The following is a 17,114-nucleotide window of genomic DNA, read 5'->3' as shown; positions in this document are numbered from 1 at the left end:
GCATCATGGTGAGTAGCATAAATTTCTCTGCTGAAAACTGGCTTTCAGAGTTTTTTTAATCTTTGTTTGCGGTTTCTCACACTCCACGTAAATCCCCGCCACCTGTATTGACGTTTTCACATTCTGTTGACAGATTGTAGGGCACGAGGGGCATATCAGGGAGGATCTGCGCTGCAACTCAAACGCTCTTCTGAAAGGATTCTCTATCCCTTTTAACGCCTTCGGGCATCACCGACCGGACCGGGTAAAAAATAAATAAAGGTCAGGCGGCGTAACACAACAAAGCAAAACATCACATTGGAGCACAATAATGAGTATTTCCTTGAAGAAGTCAGGGATGCTGAAGCTTGGTCTGAGCCTGGTGGCCATGACCGTCGCAGCAAGCGTACAGGCCAAAACCCTGGTTTACTGTTCTGAGGGCTCTCCGGAAGGTTTTAACCCACAGCTCTTTACCTCTGGTACGACTTACGACGCAAGCTCTGTACCGATCTATAACCGTCTGGTTGAATTTAAAACCGGCACCACGGAAGTGATTCCTGGCCTGGCTGAAAAGTGGGATATCAGCGAAGACGGTAAAACCTATACCTTCCACCTGCGTCAGGGCGTGAAGTGGCAGGACAGCAAAGAATTCAAACCAACGCGCGACCTTAACGCCGACGACGTTGTGTTCTCCTTCGACCGTCAGAAAAACGCGCAGAACCCGTACCATAAAGTGTCTGGCGGCAGCTATGAATACTTCGAAGGGATGGGCCTGCCGGACCTGATCGCTGAAGTGAAAAAAGTGGACGATAAAACCGTTCAGTTCGTGCTGACGCGTCCGGAAGCGCCATTCCTGGCTGACCTGGCTATGGACTTCGCCTCTATTCTCTCTAAAGAGTACGCGGACAACATGCTGAAAGCCGGCACGCCGGAAAAAGTGGACCTGAACCCAATCGGTACCGGCCCGTTCCAGCTGCTTCAGTACCAGAAAGATTCCCGTATCCTGTATAAAGCCTTCCCGGGCTACTGGGGCACCAAGCCGCAGATCGACCGTCTGGTCTTCTCCATCACGCCTGACGCATCCGTGCGTTACGCAAAACTGCAAAAAAATGAATGCCAGGTGATGCCGTATCCAAACCCGGCTGACATTGCTCGCATGAAGCAGGACAAAAATATCAACCTGATGGAGCAGGCGGGCCTGAACGTGGGCTATCTCTCCTTTAACACCGAGAAGAAACCGTTCGACGACGTGAAGGTGCGTCAGGCGCTGACCTACGCGGTGAACAAAGAAGCGATCATCAAAGCCGTATACCAGGGCGCGGGCGTTGCGGCCAAGAACCTGATCCCACCAACCATGTGGGGCTATAACGACGACATCAAGGACTACACCTACGATCCTGAGAAAGCGAAAGCGCTGCTGAAGGAAGCGGGTCAGGACAAAGGCTTCACCGTTGAGCTGTGGGCAATGCCGGTACAGCGTCCTTACAACCCGAACGCACGCCGTATGGCGGAAATGGTCCAGGCTGACTGGGCGAAGATTGGCGTTCAGGCCAAGATCGTGACCTACGAGTGGGGCGAGTACCTGAAGCGCGCCAAAGCGGGTGAACACCAGGCGGTAATGATGGGCTGGACCGGCGACAATGGGGATCCGGATAACTTCTTCGCTACCCTGTTCAGCTGTGCGGCAGCGAAAGACGGCTCTAACTACTCTCGCTGGTGCTACAAGCCGTTTGAAGACCTGATCCAGCCGGCGCGTGCGACCGACGATCACAACAAACGTATTGAACTGTACAAGCAGGCGCAGGTTGTCATGCACGACCAGGCTCCGGCGCTGATTGTTGCTCACTCCACCGTGTACGAGCCGGTGCGTAAAGAAGTGAAGGGCTACGTGGTTGATCCGCTGGGCAAACATCACTTCGAAAACGTATCAATCGAATAATAAGTAGGGTGTTCTCCCTCTCCCTTCAGGAGAGGGCAGGGGTGAGGGTCGCGCATGTTTGCCCTCACCCTGACCCTCGCCCGATGGGAGAGGGAATTTACATTTGTGAGCAATACAGACGTCGCGCCACTGGGCGTGCGTCATCAGAGAGAATCCGGGTTATGTTGCAGTTCATCCTCCGACGTCTGGGACTTGTTATCCCGACGTTTATCGGTATCACCCTTCTCACTTTTGCCTTCGTCCATATGATCCCGGGTGACCCGGTGATGATTATGGCGGGCGAGCGTGGTATCTCCCCTGAACGTCATGCGCAACTGCTGGCTGAACTCGGCCTTGATAAGCCGATGTGGCAGCAGTACCTCCACTATATCTGGGGCGTATTGCACGGCGATTTAGGGATTTCACTAAAAAGCCGTCTCCCGGTGTGGGACGAGTTCGTGCCGCGTTTTAAAGCGACGCTGGAGCTGGGTATCTGCGCCATGATCTTTGCGACCGCGGTGGGTATTCCCGTTGGCGTACTGGCTGCCGTTAAGCGTGGCTCTATTTTCGACCACACTGCCGTTGGCCTGGCCCTGACCGGCTACTCCATGCCTATCTTCTGGTGGGGCATGATGCTGATCATGCTGGTATCGGTGCAGTGGAACCTGACGCCGGTCTCCGGTCGCGTCAGCGATATGGTCTTCCTTGACGACACCAACCCGCTGACCGGCTTTATGCTGATTGATACGGCGATCTGGGGCGAAGAGGGCAACTTCATTGATGCGGTTGCGCACATGATCCTGCCTGCGATGGTGCTGGGCACCATACCCCTGGCGGTAATCGTGCGTATGACCCGTTCTTCCATGCTGGAAGTGCTGGGCGAAGATTATATTCGTACCGCCCGCGCCAAGGGCCTGACCCGTATGCGCGTTATCATCATTCATGCCCTGCGTAACGCCATGCTGCCGGTTGTCACCGTTATCGGCCTGCAGGTGGGCACGCTGCTGGCGGGGGCGATCCTGACCGAAACCATCTTCTCCTGGCCGGGCCTCGGACGCTGGCTGATTGATGCGCTGCAACGCCGTGACTATCCGGTGGTGCAGGGCGGTGTGCTGCTGGTCGCGACGATGATTATCCTCGTCAACCTGCTGGTCGATTTGCTGTACGGCGTGGTGAACCCGCGTATTCGTCATAAGAAGTAAGGGGCCATCATGTCACAAGTAACTCAAAATAACGTGGTCACTGCACCGGTACCTATGACGCCGATGCAGGAGTTCTGGCACTACTTCAAGCGCAACAAAGGCGCGGTTGTCGGGCTGGCGTATGTTTCCATCATGATCCTGATTGCGGTATTTGCGAACTTCCTCGCACCGTATAACCCGGCGGATCAGTTCCGCGATGCGCTGCTTGTGCCGCCGGTCTGGCAGGACGGGGGCAGCTTTGCCCACCTGCTGGGCACCGATGACGTGGGCCGCGATGTCCTGTCGCGCCTGATGTACGGCGCGCGTCTGTCGCTGCTGGTTGGCTGTCTTGTCGTGGTGCTGTCGCTGGTCATGGGCGTCGTGCTCGGCCTGGTGGCGGGCTACTTCGGCGGCATCGTTGATAACATCATTATGCGCGTCGTCGATATTATGCTGGCACTGCCAAGCCTGCTGCTGGCGCTGGTGCTGGTGGCGGTCTTCGGTCCGTCGATTGGTAACGCCGCGCTTGCGCTTACGTTTGTTGCGCTACCGCACTACGTGCGTTTAACCCGTGCGGCGGTGCTGGTGGAAGTGAACCGCGATTACGTCACCGCGTCCCGGGTGGCGGGTGCCGGTGCGATGCGCCAGATGTTTATCAATATCTTCCCGAACTGCCTTGCGCCGCTGATCGTTCAGGCGTCGCTCGGTTTCTCTAACGCCATTCTCGATATGGCCGCTCTTGGCTTCCTTGGCATGGGTGCGCAGCCGCCAACGCCGGAGTGGGGCACCATGCTCTCCGACGTGTTGCAGTTCGCGCAAAGCGCCTGGTGGGTCGTCACCTTCCCGGGTCTGGCGATTCTGCTGACGGTGCTGGCATTTAACCTGATGGGTGATGGCCTGCGTGATGCACTTGATCCCAAACTGAAGCAGTAAGAGGCACGAGATGGCGTTATTAAATGTAGATAAATTATCCGTGCACTTCGGCGACGAAGGCACACCGTTTCGCGCCGTGGACCGAATCAGCTACAGCGTAAATCAGGGTGAAGTGGTCGGTATCGTTGGAGAGTCAGGTTCCGGTAAATCCGTCAGCTCGCTGGCAATCATGGGGCTGATTGACTACCCCGGCCGCGTGATGGCGGAAAGCCTGGAGTTTAACGGCCAGGATCTGAAGCGCATTTCCGAGAAACAGCGCCGCCAGCTGGTGGGCGCAGAAGTGGCAATGATCTTCCAGGACCCCATGACCAGCCTGAACCCGTGCTACACCGTTGGCTTCCAGATTATGGAAGCGATTAAGGTGCATCAGGGCGGTAATAAGAAAACCCGCCGCCAGCGTGCTATCGATCTGCTGACGCAGGTGGGGATCCCCGATCCGGCGTCACGCCTGGACGTTTACCCGCATCAGCTTTCAGGCGGGATGAGCCAGCGCGTGATGATCGCCATGGCGATCGCCTGTCGGCCAAAGCTGTTGATAGCCGATGAACCGACAACCGCGCTGGACGTTACCATCCAGGCGCAAATCATCGAGCTGCTGCTGGAGCTGCAGCAGAAAGAGAACATGGCGCTGGTGCTGATTACGCACGATCTGGCGCTGGTGGCGGAAGCGGCGCACAAGATCATCGTGATGTACGCGGGCCAGGTGGTGGAGACCGGAAGTTCGCACGATATCTTCCGCGCGCCGCGTCATCCGTATACGCAGGCGCTGCTGCGTGCGCTGCCGGAGTTTGCCCAGGACAAAGCGCGTCTGGCGTCGCTGCCGGGTGTGGTTCCGGGTAAATACGACCGTCCGCAGGGCTGTCTGCTTAACCCGCGCTGCCCGTACGCGACGGACAAATGCCGCGCTGAGGAGCCAGAGCTGAATCTGCTGGCCGACGGTCGACAGTCAAAATGCCACTACCCACTCGATGATGCCGGGAGGCCAACATTATGAGTACGCAACAGGCCACCACGCAACAGCCGCTGTTGCAGGCTATCGACCTGAAAAAACACTACCCGGTGAAGAAGGGCATTTTTGCCCCTGAGCGCCTGGTGAAAGCGCTGGACGGCGTCTCCTTCAGCCTCGAACGCGGTAAAACGCTGGCGGTGGTTGGGGAGTCTGGCTGTGGGAAATCCACGCTGGGCCGTCTGCTGACGATGATTGAAACGCCAACCGGCGGCGAGCTTTACTATCAGGGGCAGGATCTGCTCAAGCACGATCCGCAGGCGCAGAAGCTGCGTCGTCAGAAAATCCAGATTGTGTTCCAGAACCCGTACGGTTCGCTGAACCCGCGGAAGAAGGTCGGGCAAATTCTGGAAGAACCGCTGCTGATTAACAGCAATCTGAGCAAAGCGCAGCGCCGCGAAAAAGCGCTGGCAATGATGGCGAAAGTGGGGCTTAAAACCGAGCATTACGATCGCTACCCGCATATGTTCTCTGGCGGTCAGCGTCAGCGTATTGCCATCGCCCGTGGTCTGATGCTTGACCCGGACGTGGTGATTGCCGATGAGCCGGTTTCGGCGCTCGACGTCTCCGTTCGCGCGCAGGTGCTTAACCTGATGATGGATTTACAGCAGGATCTTGGGCTGTCGTACGTTTTCATTTCCCATGACCTCTCCGTCGTCGAGCACATTGCCGACGAGGTAATGGTGATGTATCTGGGACGCTGCGTGGAGAAGGGGACTAAAGACCAGATCTTTACTAACCCGCGTCATCCCTATACGCAGGCGCTACTGTCGGCGACGCCGAGACTGAACCCGGACGACCGTCGTGAACGCATCAAGCTGACCGGCGAGCTGCCAAGCCCGCTGAATCCGCCGCCGGGATGTGCCTTCAACGCCCGCTGCCGTCGCCGCTTTGGCCCGTGCACGCAGCTGCAGCCACAGCTGAAGGATTACGGCGGTCAACTGGTGGCCTGCTTCGCGGTCGATCAGGATGAAAACGGCGAAAAGCCGCAAGCATAAAGAAAAAAACCGGCGATGAGCCGGTTTTTTTTCGCCTGACGTCTACTTTCGTAAACGAATCTGATCGACGGCGTGTTTCTCACTCTTGGTGAGGATCAGGCTGGCGCGTTCGCGCGTCGGCAGGATGTTCTCTTTCAGGTTCACGTAGTTGATCTCATTCCACAGTCCGGTCGCCACGTTGATAGCCTCTTCTTCAGAGAGCTGGGCGTAGTTGTGGAAATAGGAATCCGGGTCGGTGAACGCGCCTTCGCGGAACTTCAGGAAGCGGTTGATGTACCAGCGCTGCAGCAGTTCCTCCGGCGCATCGACATAAATAGAGAAATCGACGAAGTCAGAGACAAACACATGATGCGGATCGTGAGGATAGTCCATCCCGCTTTGCAGGACGTTTAATCCTTCCAGAATCAGGATATCGGGCTGCACAACCGTTTTGTCGCCGTCCGGGATGCGGTCGTAAATCAGATGCGAGTAGACCGGCGCGGTAACGTTCGGCACGCCCGATTTTAAGTCAGAGACAAACTTCACCAGGCGGTGCATATCATAGGAGAGCGGGAAGCCCTTCTTCTTCATTAAGCCGCGTTCTTTTAACACCTCGTTGGGATGCAGGAAGCCGTCGGTGGTGATCAGCTCAACGCTGCGGTGTTCTGGCCAGCGGCTCAGCAGCGCCTGTAGCACGCGCGCGGTGGTACTTTTGCCTACTGCCACGCTGCCCGCAATGCTGATGATATAAGGAATACGTTGACCGTTGGTGCCAAGGAACTGTTCCAGCACGGCCTGACGACGCAAATTGGAGCTGATATAGAAGTTAAGCAAGCGAGAGAGGGGGAGATAGATTTCTGCCACCTCTTCCAGGGAGAGATCTTCGTTTATCCCTTTTAGCCGTGCGATTTCACCTTCCGTCAGTGTCATAGGGACGGAGTCACGCAGGGCTGCCCACTGGCTACGGTTAAACTGAAGATATGGCGTCATTAACGTTTGCTCTTTTTTGCTCATAAGCATGCTTCTGTGAACCATCACGGAACGGCGGGTGCGGGCTCATCACATAGTTAATTTTGGACAATGGGCAGGAGGTTAACACCAGATGAGAGGAATAATAAGAAAAAATATGGGAAAGCGATGCGTAACCGGGGAGGCATCACGCAGGGCTATAGCATGTCAAAATCAGAGGTTCATGTTGAATATTTAACCGCGAGTGGATGAATTTACAGCGGTTAGCACTGGTTTCGCATAAAATGTGAGCGAAAGAACGTTTTATGCAATTTTTTAGTTGCATGACCGCGCATGTCTCCATAGAATGCGCGCTACTTGATGCCGACTTAGCTCAGTAGGTAGAGCAACTGACTTGTAATCAGTAGGTCACCAGTTCGATTCCGGTAGTCGGCACCATCAAGTCCGGTGGGGTTCCCGAGCGGCCAAAGGGAGCAGACTGTAAATCTGCCGTCACAGACTTCGAAGGTTCGAATCCTTCCCCCACCACCACTTTCTGGCAGCGTCAAAGCCGCCAGAGCTGGTTGGAAAAATTGACCAGCTCGAACAGAAAAGAGAGAAATCTCTTTTTTTGTTACAGAAAGAACTGGGTAGCCGAGTTTCAGGATGCGGGCATCGTATAATGGCTATTACCTCAGCCTTCCAAGCTGATGATGCGGGTTCGATTCCCGCTGCCCGCTCCAATACGTGCTGATATGGCTCAGTTGGTAGAGCGCACCCTTGGTAAGGGTGAGGTCCCCAGTTCGACTCTGGGTATCAGCACCACTTCACTTCTCCCTCCCATTTCTCTCTGTTTCAATATAAATGTATTCAACAGTTCAGGCATTTTCGCCTGGTTGATGTGGTGATATCACCGATTTATCCGTGTCTTAGAGGGACAATCGATGTCTAAAGAAAAGTTTGAACGTACAAAACCGCACGTTAACGTCGGTACTATCGGCCACGTTGACCATGGTAAAACAACGCTGACCGCTGCAATCACTACCGTACTGGCTAAAACCTACGGCGGTGCTGCTCGTGCTTTCGACCAGATCGATAACGCACCAGAAGAAAAAGCTCGTGGTATCACCATCAACACCTCTCACGTTGAGTATGACACCCCGACTCGCCACTACGCACACGTAGACTGCCCAGGCCACGCCGACTATGTTAAAAACATGATCACCGGTGCTGCGCAGATGGACGGCGCGATCCTGGTTGTTGCTGCGACTGACGGCCCAATGCCTCAGACCCGTGAGCACATCCTGCTGGGTCGTCAGGTAGGCGTTCCTTACATCATCGTGTTCCTGAACAAATGCGACATGGTTGATGACGAAGAGCTGCTGGAACTGGTAGAGATGGAAGTTCGTGAACTGCTGTCTCAGTACGATTTCCCAGGCGACGATACCCCAATCGTTCGTGGTTCCGCGCTGAAAGCGCTGGAAGGCGAAGCAGAGTGGGAAGAGAAAATCATCGAACTGGCTGGCTACCTGGATTCTTACATCCCAGAACCAGAGCGTGCGATTGACAAGCCATTCCTGCTGCCAATCGAAGACGTATTCTCCATCTCCGGTCGTGGTACCGTTGTTACCGGTCGCGTAGAGCGCGGTATCATCAAAGTTGGTGAAGAAGTTGAAATCGTTGGTATCAAAGAGACTGCGAAGTCTACCTGTACTGGCGTTGAAATGTTCCGCAAACTGCTGGACGAAGGCCGTGCTGGTGAGAACGTAGGTGTTCTGCTGCGTGGTATCAAACGTGAAGAAATCGAACGTGGTCAGGTACTGGCGAAGCCAGGCTCAATCAAGCCACACACCAAGTTCGAATCTGAAGTGTACATTCTGTCCAAAGACGAAGGCGGCCGTCATACTCCGTTCTTCAAAGGCTACCGTCCACAGTTCTACTTCCGTACAACTGACGTGACCGGTACCATCGAACTGCCAGAAGGCGTAGAGATGGTAATGCCAGGCGACAACATCAAGATGGTTGTGACTCTGATCCACCCAATCGCGATGGACGACGGTCTGCGTTTCGCAATCCGTGAAGGCGGCCGTACCGTTGGCGCGGGCGTTGTTGCTAAAGTTCTCGGCTAATCGCTGATAACATTTGACGCAATGCGCAATAAAAGGGCATCATTTGATGCCCTTTTTGCACGCTTTCACATCAGAACCTGGCTCATCAGTGATTAATTTTGTCATAATCATTGCTGAGACAGGCTCTGCAGAGAGCGTATAATACGAAAAGCGAATAGCATTTCGATTGGTTTGCCTCGCGCTCGCGGGGTGAAAATGTTTGTAGAATACTTCTGACAGGTTGGTTTATGAGTGCGAATACCGAAGCTCAAGGGAGCGGGCGCGGCCTGGAAGCGATGAAATGGATAGTTGTAGCCGTGCTGCTGATTGTGGCGATTGTCGGCAACTATCTTTATCGTGACATGATGCTGCCGCTACGTGCGCTTGCAGTGGTAATTCTGATTGCTGCAGCGGGTGGTGTCGCGCTGTTGACGACAAAAGGCAAAGCGACCGTTGCGTTTGCCCGCGAAGCGCGTACCGAAGTCCGCAAGGTCATTTGGCCGACTCGCCAGGAAACATTGCACACCACGCTGATTGTAGCGGCGGTTACCGCTGTAATGTCACTGATCCTGTGGGGACTGGATGGTATTCTGGTTCGCCTGGTATCCTTTATCACTGGCCTGAGGTTCTGAGATGTCTGAAGCCCCTAAAAAGCGCTGGTACGTCGTTCAGGCGTTTTCCGGTTTTGAAGGCCGCGTAGCAACGTCGCTGCGTGAGCATATCAAATTACACAACATGGAAGAATTATTTGGCGAAGTTATGGTTCCGACCGAAGAAGTGGTCGAGATCCGTGGCGGCCAACGTCGCAAAAGCGAGCGTAAATTCTTCCCGGGTTACGTGCTGGTTCAGATGGTTATGAACGACGCGAGCTGGCACCTGGTGCGCAGCGTACCGCGCGTGATGGGCTTTATCGGCGGCACGTCTGACCGTCCGGCGCCAATCAGCGACAAAGAAGTTGATGCGATTATGAACCGCCTCCAGCAGGTTGGTGATAAGCCGCGTCCGAAAACGCTGTTTGAACCGGGTGAAATGGTTCGTGTTAATGACGGTCCGTTTGCTGACTTTAATGGCGTTGTGGAAGAAGTGGACTACGAGAAGTCCCGCCTGAAAGTTTCTGTTTCTATCTTCGGTCGTGCGACCCCGGTAGAGCTGGACTTTGCCCAGGTAGAAAAAGCCTAAGCAGCGATCAAAAAAGCGACGATTTAATCGTTGCACAGGGCGCGAGATTGGAATACAATTTCGCGCCTTTTGTTTTTATGGGTTCCGGCCCGTAAAACGAATTTTATTCACGGGGAGCCTCTCTGAGGCGTTATTACCCAATCAGAGGATTTTAGAATGGCTAAGAAAGTACAAGCCTACGTCAAGCTGCAGGTTGCAGCAGGTATGGCGAACCCAAGTCCACCAGTTGGTCCAGCTCTGGGTCAGCAGGGTGTGAACATCATGGAATTCTGTAAAGCGTTCAACGCGAAAACTGAATCCATGGAAAAAGGTCTGCCAATTCCAGTTGTTATCACTGTTTACGCTGACCGTTCTTTCACTTTCGTTACCAAGACCCCTCCAGCAGCAGTTCTGCTGAAGAAAGCGGCTGGTATCAAGTCTGGTTCCGGTAAGCCGAACAAAGACAAAGTGGGTAAAATTTCCCGCGCTCAGCTGCAGGAAATCGCGCAGACCAAAGCTGCCGACATGACTGGTTCCGACATTGAAGCGATGACTCGCTCCATCGAAGGTACTGCACGTTCCATGGGCCTGGTAGTGGAGGACTAAGAAATGGCTAAACTGACCAAGCGCATGTCCGTGATCCGTGACAAAGTTGATGCGACCAAACAGTACGACATCAACGAAGCTATCGCTCTGCTGAAAGAACTGGCTACCGCTAAGTTCGTTGAAAGCGTTGACGTTGCCGTTAACCTGGGCATCGACGCTCGTAAATCCGATCAGAACGTTCGTGGCGCAACTGTACTGCCACACGGTACTGGCCGTTCCGTACGCGTAGCTGTATTTGCTCAGGGTGCAAACGCTGAAGCTGCTAAAGCTGCTGGCGCTGAACTGGTAGGTATGGAAGATCTGGCTGATCAGATCAAGAAAGGCGAAATGAACTTTGACGTTGTTATTGCATCTCCAGATGCAATGCGCGTTGTTGGCCAGCTGGGCCAGGTTCTGGGTCCACGCGGCCTGATGCCAAACCCGAAAGTTGGTACTGTAACGCCTAACGTTGCTGAAGCGGTTAAGAACGCTAAAGCAGGTCAGGTTCGTTATCGTAACGACAAAAACGGCATCATCCACACCACCATCGGTAAAGTGGACTTTGACGCTGACAAACTGAAAGAAAACCTGGAAGCTCTGCTGGTTGCGCTGAAAAAAGCAAAACCAACTCAGGCTAAAGGCGTGTACATCAAGAAAGTTAGCATCTCCACCACCATGGGTGCAGGTGTTGCAGTTGACCAGGCTGGCCTGAGCGCTGCTGCAAACTAATGCCTTTACGTGGGCGGTGATTTTGTCTACAATATTACCCCCACGTTTGCTAACAAAAGTTAGCGGCTAAAAGAATTGTTCGTTGGAGCCTGGCCTATCCAGGCCTCCGTCGAAGACCGCAGGTGTTTCGCAAGAAACTTAATCCCCTGCGTAGACGGTGACAGAACGCTAAGATTATTTTAAATACTCTGGCTTGTTTCTGCTCACCGTATTAAGACGCTCTTCCCGTTGGGTTGAGTGAAGTGAGTTCCGGAACATGAGTTCCGGCAAACATCCAGGAGCAAAGCTAATGGCTTTAAATCTTCAAGACAAACAAGCGATTGTTGCTGAAGTCAGCGAAGTAGCCAAAGGCGCGCTGTCTGCAGTAGTTGCGGATTCCCGTGGCGTTACTGTAGACAAAATGACTGAACTGCGTAAAGCAGGTCGTGAAGCTGGCGTATACATGCGTGTTGTTCGTAACACCCTGCTGCGTCGCGTAGTTGAAGGTACTCAGTTCGAGTGCCTGAAAGACACGTTTGTTGGTCCGACCCTGATTGCATACTCTATGGAACACCCGGGCGCTGCTGCTCGTCTGTTCAAAGAGTTCGCGAAAGCGAATGCAAAATTTGAGGTCAAAGCTGCAGCCTTTGAAGGTGAGTTGATCCCGGCATCGCAAATCGATCGCCTGGCAACCCTGCCGACCTACGAAGAAGCAATTGCACGCCTGATGGCAACCATGAAAGAAGCTGCGGCTGGCAAACTGGTTCGCACTCTGGCTGCTGTACGCGATGCGAAAGAAGCTGCTTAATCGCAGTTATCTTTATAAAGCATTTGCTTACGTATAAACTTATTCTGATTTTCAGGAACAATTTAAATGTCTATCACTAAAGATCAAATCATTGAAGCAGTAGCAGCTATGTCCGTAATGGACGTTGTAGAGCTGGTTTCTGCAATGGAAGAAAAATTCGGTGTTTCTGCTGCTGCTGCTGTAGCTGTAGCTGCTGGCCCGGCTGAAGCTGCTGAAGAAAAAACTGAATTCGACGTAATTCTGAAAGCTGCTGGCGCGAACAAAGTTGCTGTAATCAAAGCAGTACGTGGCGCAACTGGCCTGGGTCTGAAAGAAGCTAAAGACCTGGTAGAATCTGCTCCAGCTGCGCTGAAAGAAGGCGTGAGCAAAGACGACGCAGAAGCACTGAAAAAATCTCTGGAAGAAGCTGGCGCTGAAGTTGAAGTTAAATAAGCCAACTTTTCTGGTTGCAGCCTAAGTCATTAGGCTGATGGCTGGTGACTTTTTAGTCACCAGCCTTTTTGCGCTGTAAGGCATCAGCAGCATTTCACACTGTTTGACTGCTGGTTGTCCTGACAATGCTTGTTTCTATCGACGACTTAATATACTGCGACAGGGTGCTCGCTCTGTGTAAATCGCAATGAAATGGTTTAAGCGTGATAGCAACAGGTATTGCGGAAAGTATTCAATTTTCCGGTCCACAAAATGGTGTTGCACAAACTGTCCCTTCGTCGGACAGATGGGTCGACTTGTCAGCGAGCTGAGGAACCCTATGGTTTACTCCTATACCGAGAAAAAACGTATTCGTAAGGATTTTGGTAAACGTCCACAAGTTCTGGACATTCCATATCTCCTTTCTATCCAGCTTGACTCGTTCCAGAAGTTTATCGAGCAAGATCCTGAAGGGCAGTACGGCCTGGAAGCAGCCTTCCGTTCCGTGTTCCCGATTCAGAGCTACAGCGGTAATTCCGAGCTGCAGTACGTCAGCTACCGCCTTGGCGAACCGGTGTTTGACGTTCAGGAATGTCAGATCCGTGGCGTGACCTATTCCGCACCGCTGCGCGTAAAACTGCGTCTGGTGATCTACGAGCGCGAAGCGCCGGAAGGCACCGTAAAAGACATTAAAGAACAAGAAGTCTACATGGGTGAAATTCCACTCATGACGGACAACGGTACTTTCGTTATCAACGGTACTGAGCGTGTTATCGTTTCCCAGCTGCATCGTAGCCCGGGCGTCTTCTTCGACAGCGATAAAGGTAAAACACACTCTTCCGGTAAAGTACTGTATAACGCACGCATCATTCCTTACCGTGGTTCATGGCTGGACTTCGAGTTCGATCCGAAAGACAACCTGTTTGTCCGTATCGACCGTCGTCGTAAACTGCCTGCAACCATCATTCTGCGTGCACTGAACTATACCACTGAGCAGATCCTGGACCTGTTCTTTGAGAAAGTGATCTTTGAAATCCGCGACAACAAGCTGCAGATGGAGCTGGTGCCGGAACGTCTGCGTGGTGAGACCGCGTCGTTCGACATCGAAGCCGACGGCAAAGTGTATGTGGAAAAAGGTCGCCGTATCACCGCGCGCCACATCCGCCAGCTGGAAAAAGATGATATCAAACACATCGAAGTTCCGGTTGAGTACATTGCAGGAAAAGTAGCCGCGAAAGATTACGTTGATGAATCAACTGGCGAGCTGATCTGCCCGGCTAACATGGAGCTGAGCCTGGATCTGCTGGCTAAGCTGAGCCAGTCTGGCCACAAACGTATCGAAACGCTGTTCACTAACGATCTGGACCACGGTCCGTACATCTCTGAGACTGTACGCGTCGATCCAACCAACGATCGTCTGAGCGCGCTGGTAGAAATCTACCGCATGATGCGTCCTGGTGAGCCACCAACTCGCGAAGCGGCTGAAAGCCTGTTTGAGAACCTGTTCTTCTCCGAAGACCGCTACGATCTGTCCGCGGTTGGTCGTATGAAGTTCAACCGTTCTCTGCTGCGCGACGAAATCGAAGGTTCCGGTATCCTGAGCAAAGACGACATCATTGAAGTGATGAAGAAGCTCATCGATATCCGTAACGGTAAAGGCGAAGTGGATGATATCGACCACCTCGGCAACCGTCGTATCCGTTCCGTAGGCGAAATGGCGGAAAACCAGTTCCGCGTTGGCCTGGTACGTGTAGAGCGTGCGGTGAAAGAGCGTCTGTCTCTGGGCGATCTGGATACCCTGATGCCTCAGGATATGATCAACGCCAAGCCGATCTCTGCAGCAGTGAAAGAGTTCTTCGGTTCCAGCCAGCTGTCTCAGTTTATGGACCAGAACAACCCGCTGTCTGAGATTACGCACAAACGTCGTATCTCTGCACTCGGCCCAGGCGGTCTGACCCGTGAACGTGCAGGCTTTGAAGTTCGAGACGTACACCCGACGCACTACGGTCGCGTATGTCCTATCGAAACGCCTGAAGGTCCAAACATCGGTCTGATCAACTCCCTGTCCGTGTACGCACAGACAAACGAATACGGTTTCCTTGAGACGCCGTACCGTAAAGTGACTGACGGTGTTGTTACCGACGAAATTCATTACCTGTCTGCTATCGAAGAAGGCAACTACGTTATCGCTCAGGCGAACTCCAACCTGGATGACGAAGGCCACTTTGTAGAAGATCTGGTTACCTGCCGTAGCAAAGGCGAATCCAGCTTGTTCAGCCGCGATCAGGTTGACTACATGGACGTTTCCACCCAGCAGGTGGTTTCCGTCGGTGCGTCCCTGATCCCGTTCCTGGAACACGATGACGCCAACCGTGCATTGATGGGTGCGAACATGCAACGTCAGGCCGTTCCAACTCTGCGCGCTGATAAGCCGCTGGTTGGTACCGGTATGGAACGTGCTGTTGCCGTTGACTCCGGTGTTACTGCAGTTGCTAAGCGTGGCGGTACCGTTCAGTACGTTGACGCATCCCGTATCGTTATCAAAGTTAACGAAGACGAGATGTATCCGGGTGAAGCAGGTATTGACATCTACAACCTGACCAAATACACCCGTTCTAACCAGAACACCTGTATCAACCAGATGCCTTGCGTATCTCTGGGTGAGCCAGTTGAGCGCGGCGACGTGCTGGCAGACGGTCCGTCCACCGACCTCGGTGAACTGGCGCTCGGTCAGAACATGCGCGTAGCGTTCATGCCGTGGAACGGTTACAACTTCGAAGACTCCATCCTCGTCTCCGAGCGTGTGGTTCAGGAAGATCGTTTCACCACCATCCACATTCAGGAACTGGCATGTGTGTCCCGTGACACCAAGCTGGGGCCAGAAGAGATCACCGCTGACATCCCTAACGTGGGTGAAGCTGCGCTCTCCAAACTGGATGAATCCGGTATTGTTTACATCGGTGCGGAAGTGACCGGCGGCGACATTCTGGTTGGTAAGGTAACGCCGAAAGGTGAAACCCAGCTGACGCCAGAAGAGAAACTGCTGCGTGCAATCTTCGGTGAGAAAGCGTCTGACGTTAAAGACTCTTCTCTGCGCGTACCAAACGGTGTTTCCGGTACGGTTATCGACGTTCAGGTCTTCACTCGTGATGGCGTTGAGAAAGATAAGCGTGCGCTGGAAATCGAAGAGATGCAGCTCAAGCAGGCTAAGAAAGACCTGTCTGAAGAACTGCAGATCCTCGAAGCGGGTCTGTTCAGCCGTATCTATGCGGTGCTGGTTGCCGGTGGCGTTGAAGCTGAGAAGCTCGACAAACTGCCACGCGATCGCTGGCTGGAACTGGGCCTGACCGACGAAGAGAAACAAAATCAGCTGGAACAGCTGGCTGAGCAGTATGACGAACTGAAACACGAGTTCGAGAAAAAACTCGAAGCGAAACGCCGTAAAATCACTCAGGGCGACGATCTGGCACCAGGCGTGCTGAAGATTGTTAAGGTGTATCTGGCCGTTAAGCGTCAGATTCAGCCTGGTGATAAGATGGCAGGTCGTCACGGTAACAAGGGTGTTATCTCTAAGATCAACCCGATCGAAGATATGCCGCACGATGCTAACGGTACGCCGGTAGATATCGTACTGAACCCGCTGGGCGTACCGTCTCGTATGAACATCGGTCAGATTCTGGAAACCCACCTGGGTATGGCTGCGAAAGGTATCGGCGACAAGATCAACGCCATGCTGAAACAGCAGCAGGAAGTCGCGAAACTGCGCGAATTCATCCAGCGTGCCTACGATCTGGGTACCGACGTGCGTCAGAAAGTCGACCTGAACACCTTCAGCGATGAAGAAGTGCTGCGTCTGGCAGAGAACCTGCGCAAAGGTATGCCAATTGCAACGCCGGTATTCGACGGTGCAAAAGAAGCTGAAATCAAAGAGCTGCTGCAGCTGGGTGGTCTGCCAACGTCTGGTCAGATTACGCTGTTTGACGGCCGTACCGGGGAACAGTTCGAGCGTCCGGTAACCGTAGGTTACATGTACATGCTGAAACTGAACCACCTGGTCGACGACAAGATGCACGCTCGTTCTACCGGTTCTTACAGCCTGGTTACTCAGCAGCCGCTGGGTGGTAAGGCTCAGTTCGGTGGTCAGCGCTTCGGGGAGATGGAAGTGTGGGCGCTGGAAGCATACGGCGCAGCATACACCCTGCAGGAAATGCTTACCGTTAAGTCTGATGACGTGAACGGTCGTACTAAGATGTATAAAAACATCGTAGACGGCAACCATCAGATGGAACCAGGCATGCCGGAATCCTTCAACGTACTGTTGAAAGAGATTCGTTCGCTGGGTATCAACATCGAACTGGAAGACGAGTAATTCTCGCTCAAACAGGTCACTGGTG

14 protein-coding genes and 4 tRNA genes are annotated in these 17,114 nt (G+C 53.4%); 17 read left to right on the top strand and 1 reads right to left on the bottom strand.

All coding sequences use genetic code 11. The features are described 5' to 3' along the window. Window positions 1-310: 310 nt before the first annotated feature. The 5 genes from dppA (at window position 311) to dppF (ending at window position 6,015) form a co-directional block, all read left to right on the top strand. A complete protein-coding gene (gene dppA, locus OWK27_RS10840) occupies window positions 311-1,918 on the top strand; it encodes a dipeptide ABC transporter periplasmic-binding protein DppA (RefSeq protein WP_193355334.1) in 1,608 nt (535 codons plus the stop codon). Window positions 1,919-2,079: 161 nt separating this feature from the next. Further along, window positions 2,080-3,099 carry a dipeptide ABC transporter permease DppB gene (gene dppB / locus OWK27_RS10835; protein WP_006810536.1) on the top strand — a complete coding sequence of 340 codons (1,020 nt, stop codon included), beginning with the start codon at window positions 2,080-2,082 and terminating at the stop codon, window positions 3,097-3,099. 9 nt (window positions 3,100-3,108) lie between these two features. Then, entirely contained in the window at window positions 3,109-4,011 is a 903-nt protein-coding gene (dppC, locus tag OWK27_RS10830) for a dipeptide ABC transporter permease DppC (protein ID WP_148421548.1), read from the top strand. 10 nt (window positions 4,012-4,021) lie between these two features. After that, complete coding sequence (gene dppD / locus OWK27_RS10825) at window positions 4,022-5,005, top strand: dipeptide ABC transporter ATP-binding protein (protein WP_148421546.1); 984 nt, start codon at window positions 4,022-4,024, stop codon at window positions 5,003-5,005. Then, window positions 5,002-6,015 carry a dipeptide ABC transporter ATP-binding subunit DppF gene (dppF, locus tag OWK27_RS10820; RefSeq protein ID WP_176608988.1) on the top strand — a complete coding sequence of 338 codons (1,014 nt, stop codon included), beginning with the start codon at window positions 5,002-5,004 and terminating at the stop codon, window positions 6,013-6,015. Before dppD ends, dppF begins: the two co-directional genes overlap by 4 nt. 42 nt (window positions 6,016-6,057) lie before the next feature. Here the strand turns inward: dppF and coaA are convergent, their stop codons facing one another. Continuing rightward, window positions 6,058-7,008: a type I pantothenate kinase gene (gene coaA / locus OWK27_RS10815; RefSeq protein ID WP_063868899.1), complete on the bottom strand. Its 951-nt coding sequence runs from the start codon at window positions 7,006-7,008 to the stop codon at window positions 6,058-6,060. A 317-nt stretch (window positions 7,009-7,325) separates the two neighbouring features. On the opposite strand from coaA, the gene OWK27_RS10810 reads away from it, so the two are divergent. The 12 genes from OWK27_RS10810 to rpoB all read left to right on the top strand — a co-directional run bounded on the left by OWK27_RS10810 (window position 7,326) and on the right by rpoB (window position 17,089). Next, a tRNA-Thr gene (locus tag OWK27_RS10810) sits at window positions 7,326-7,401 on the top strand. 8 nt (window positions 7,402-7,409) lie between these two features. Further along, a tRNA-Tyr gene (locus OWK27_RS10805) sits at window positions 7,410-7,494 on the top strand. 116 nt (window positions 7,495-7,610) lie between these two features. Continuing rightward, window positions 7,611-7,685 (top strand) — tRNA-Gly (locus OWK27_RS10800). Between the two features lie 6 nt (window positions 7,686-7,691). Further along, window positions 7,692-7,767, top strand: a tRNA-Thr gene (locus tag OWK27_RS10795). A 119-nt stretch (window positions 7,768-7,886) separates the two neighbouring features. Continuing rightward, window positions 7,887-9,071 (top strand): elongation factor Tu, encoded by a 1,185-nt coding sequence (gene tuf / locus OWK27_RS10790; RefSeq protein ID WP_022651945.1) that lies wholly within the window; start codon window positions 7,887-7,889, stop codon window positions 9,069-9,071. Window positions 9,072-9,298: 227 nt separating this feature from the next. After that, window positions 9,299-9,682 carry a preprotein translocase subunit SecE gene (gene secE / locus OWK27_RS10785; RefSeq protein WP_001275693.1) on the top strand — a complete coding sequence of 128 codons (384 nt, stop codon included), beginning with the start codon at window positions 9,299-9,301 and terminating at the stop codon, window positions 9,680-9,682. 1 nt (window position 9,683) lies between these two features. Continuing rightward, window positions 9,684-10,229 (top strand): transcription termination/antitermination protein NusG, encoded by a 546-nt coding sequence (nusG, locus tag OWK27_RS10780; protein ID WP_003862341.1) that lies wholly within the window; start codon window positions 9,684-9,686, stop codon window positions 10,227-10,229. Between the two features lie 156 nt (window positions 10,230-10,385). Further along, window positions 10,386-10,814, top strand: a complete 429-nt coding sequence (rplK, locus tag OWK27_RS10775; protein ID WP_003862340.1) for a 50S ribosomal protein L11 — start codon at window positions 10,386-10,388, stop codon at window positions 10,812-10,814. Window positions 10,815-10,817: 3 nt separating this feature from the next. Further along, the gene (gene rplA / locus OWK27_RS10770) at window positions 10,818-11,522 is read left to right on the top strand and encodes a 50S ribosomal protein L1 (RefSeq protein WP_006810530.1); all 705 of its coding nucleotides are present in this window, start codon (window positions 10,818-10,820) and stop codon (window positions 11,520-11,522) included. Window positions 11,523-11,811: 289 nt separating this feature from the next. After that, entirely contained in the window at window positions 11,812-12,309 is a 498-nt protein-coding gene (gene rplJ / locus OWK27_RS10765) for a 50S ribosomal protein L10 (protein ID WP_003862338.1), read from the top strand. Between the two features lie 66 nt (window positions 12,310-12,375). Further along, on the top strand, window positions 12,376-12,741 hold the full coding sequence (gene rplL / locus OWK27_RS10760) for a 50S ribosomal protein L7/L12 (protein ID WP_002445276.1): 366 nt from the start codon (window positions 12,376-12,378) through the stop codon (window positions 12,739-12,741). Between the two features lie 319 nt (window positions 12,742-13,060). Then, window positions 13,061-17,089 carry a DNA-directed RNA polymerase subunit beta gene (gene rpoB / locus OWK27_RS10755; RefSeq protein WP_015569976.1) on the top strand — a complete coding sequence of 1,343 codons (4,029 nt, stop codon included), beginning with the start codon at window positions 13,061-13,063 and terminating at the stop codon, window positions 17,087-17,089. Window positions 17,090-17,114: the final 25 nt, after the last annotated feature.

It is taken from the genome of Enterobacter cloacae complex sp. 2022EL-00788 (assembly GCF_026627565.1).
Classification (GTDB): domain Bacteria; phylum Pseudomonadota; class Gammaproteobacteria; order Enterobacterales; family Enterobacteriaceae; genus Enterobacter; species Enterobacter pasteurii.
The sequence above is the reverse complement of the archived record's forward strand: the minus strand, read 5'-3'. Positions and strand labels throughout refer to the sequence as shown.

Excerpts from the sequence above, each read along its gene's own strand:
- nusG (WP_003862341.1), top strand. The coding sequence starts at position 9,684 with ATGTCTGAAGCCCCTAAAAAGCGCTGGTACGTCGTTCAGGCGTTTTCC.
- dppD (WP_148421546.1), top strand. The coding sequence starts at position 4,022 with ATGGCGTTATTAAATGTAGATAAATTATCCGTGCACTTCGGCGACGAA.
- rplL (WP_002445276.1), top strand. The coding sequence starts at position 12,376 with ATGTCTATCACTAAAGATCAAATCATTGAAGCAGTAGCAGCTATGTCC.
- dppA (WP_193355334.1), top strand. The coding sequence starts at position 311 with ATGAGTATTTCCTTGAAGAAGTCAGGGATGCTGAAGCTTGGTCTGAGC.
- rpoB (WP_015569976.1), top strand. The coding sequence starts at position 13,061 with ATGGTTTACTCCTATACCGAGAAAAAACGTATTCGTAAGGATTTTGGT.
- secE (WP_001275693.1), top strand. The coding sequence starts at position 9,299 with ATGAGTGCGAATACCGAAGCTCAAGGGAGCGGGCGCGGCCTGGAAGCG.
- coaA (WP_063868899.1), bottom strand. The coding sequence starts at position 7,008 with ATGAGCAAAAAAGAGCAAACGTTAATGACGCCATATCTTCAGTTTAAC.
- dppB (WP_006810536.1), top strand. The coding sequence starts at position 2,080 with ATGTTGCAGTTCATCCTCCGACGTCTGGGACTTGTTATCCCGACGTTT.
- dppC (WP_148421548.1), top strand. The coding sequence starts at position 3,109 with ATGTCACAAGTAACTCAAAATAACGTGGTCACTGCACCGGTACCTATG.
- rplJ (WP_003862338.1), top strand. The coding sequence starts at position 11,812 with ATGGCTTTAAATCTTCAAGACAAACAAGCGATTGTTGCTGAAGTCAGC.
- dppF (WP_176608988.1), top strand. The coding sequence starts at position 5,002 with ATGAGTACGCAACAGGCCACCACGCAACAGCCGCTGTTGCAGGCTATC.
- rplA (WP_006810530.1), top strand. The coding sequence starts at position 10,818 with ATGGCTAAACTGACCAAGCGCATGTCCGTGATCCGTGACAAAGTTGAT.
- tuf (WP_022651945.1), top strand. The coding sequence starts at position 7,887 with ATGTCTAAAGAAAAGTTTGAACGTACAAAACCGCACGTTAACGTCGGT.
- rplK (WP_003862340.1), top strand. The coding sequence starts at position 10,386 with ATGGCTAAGAAAGTACAAGCCTACGTCAAGCTGCAGGTTGCAGCAGGT.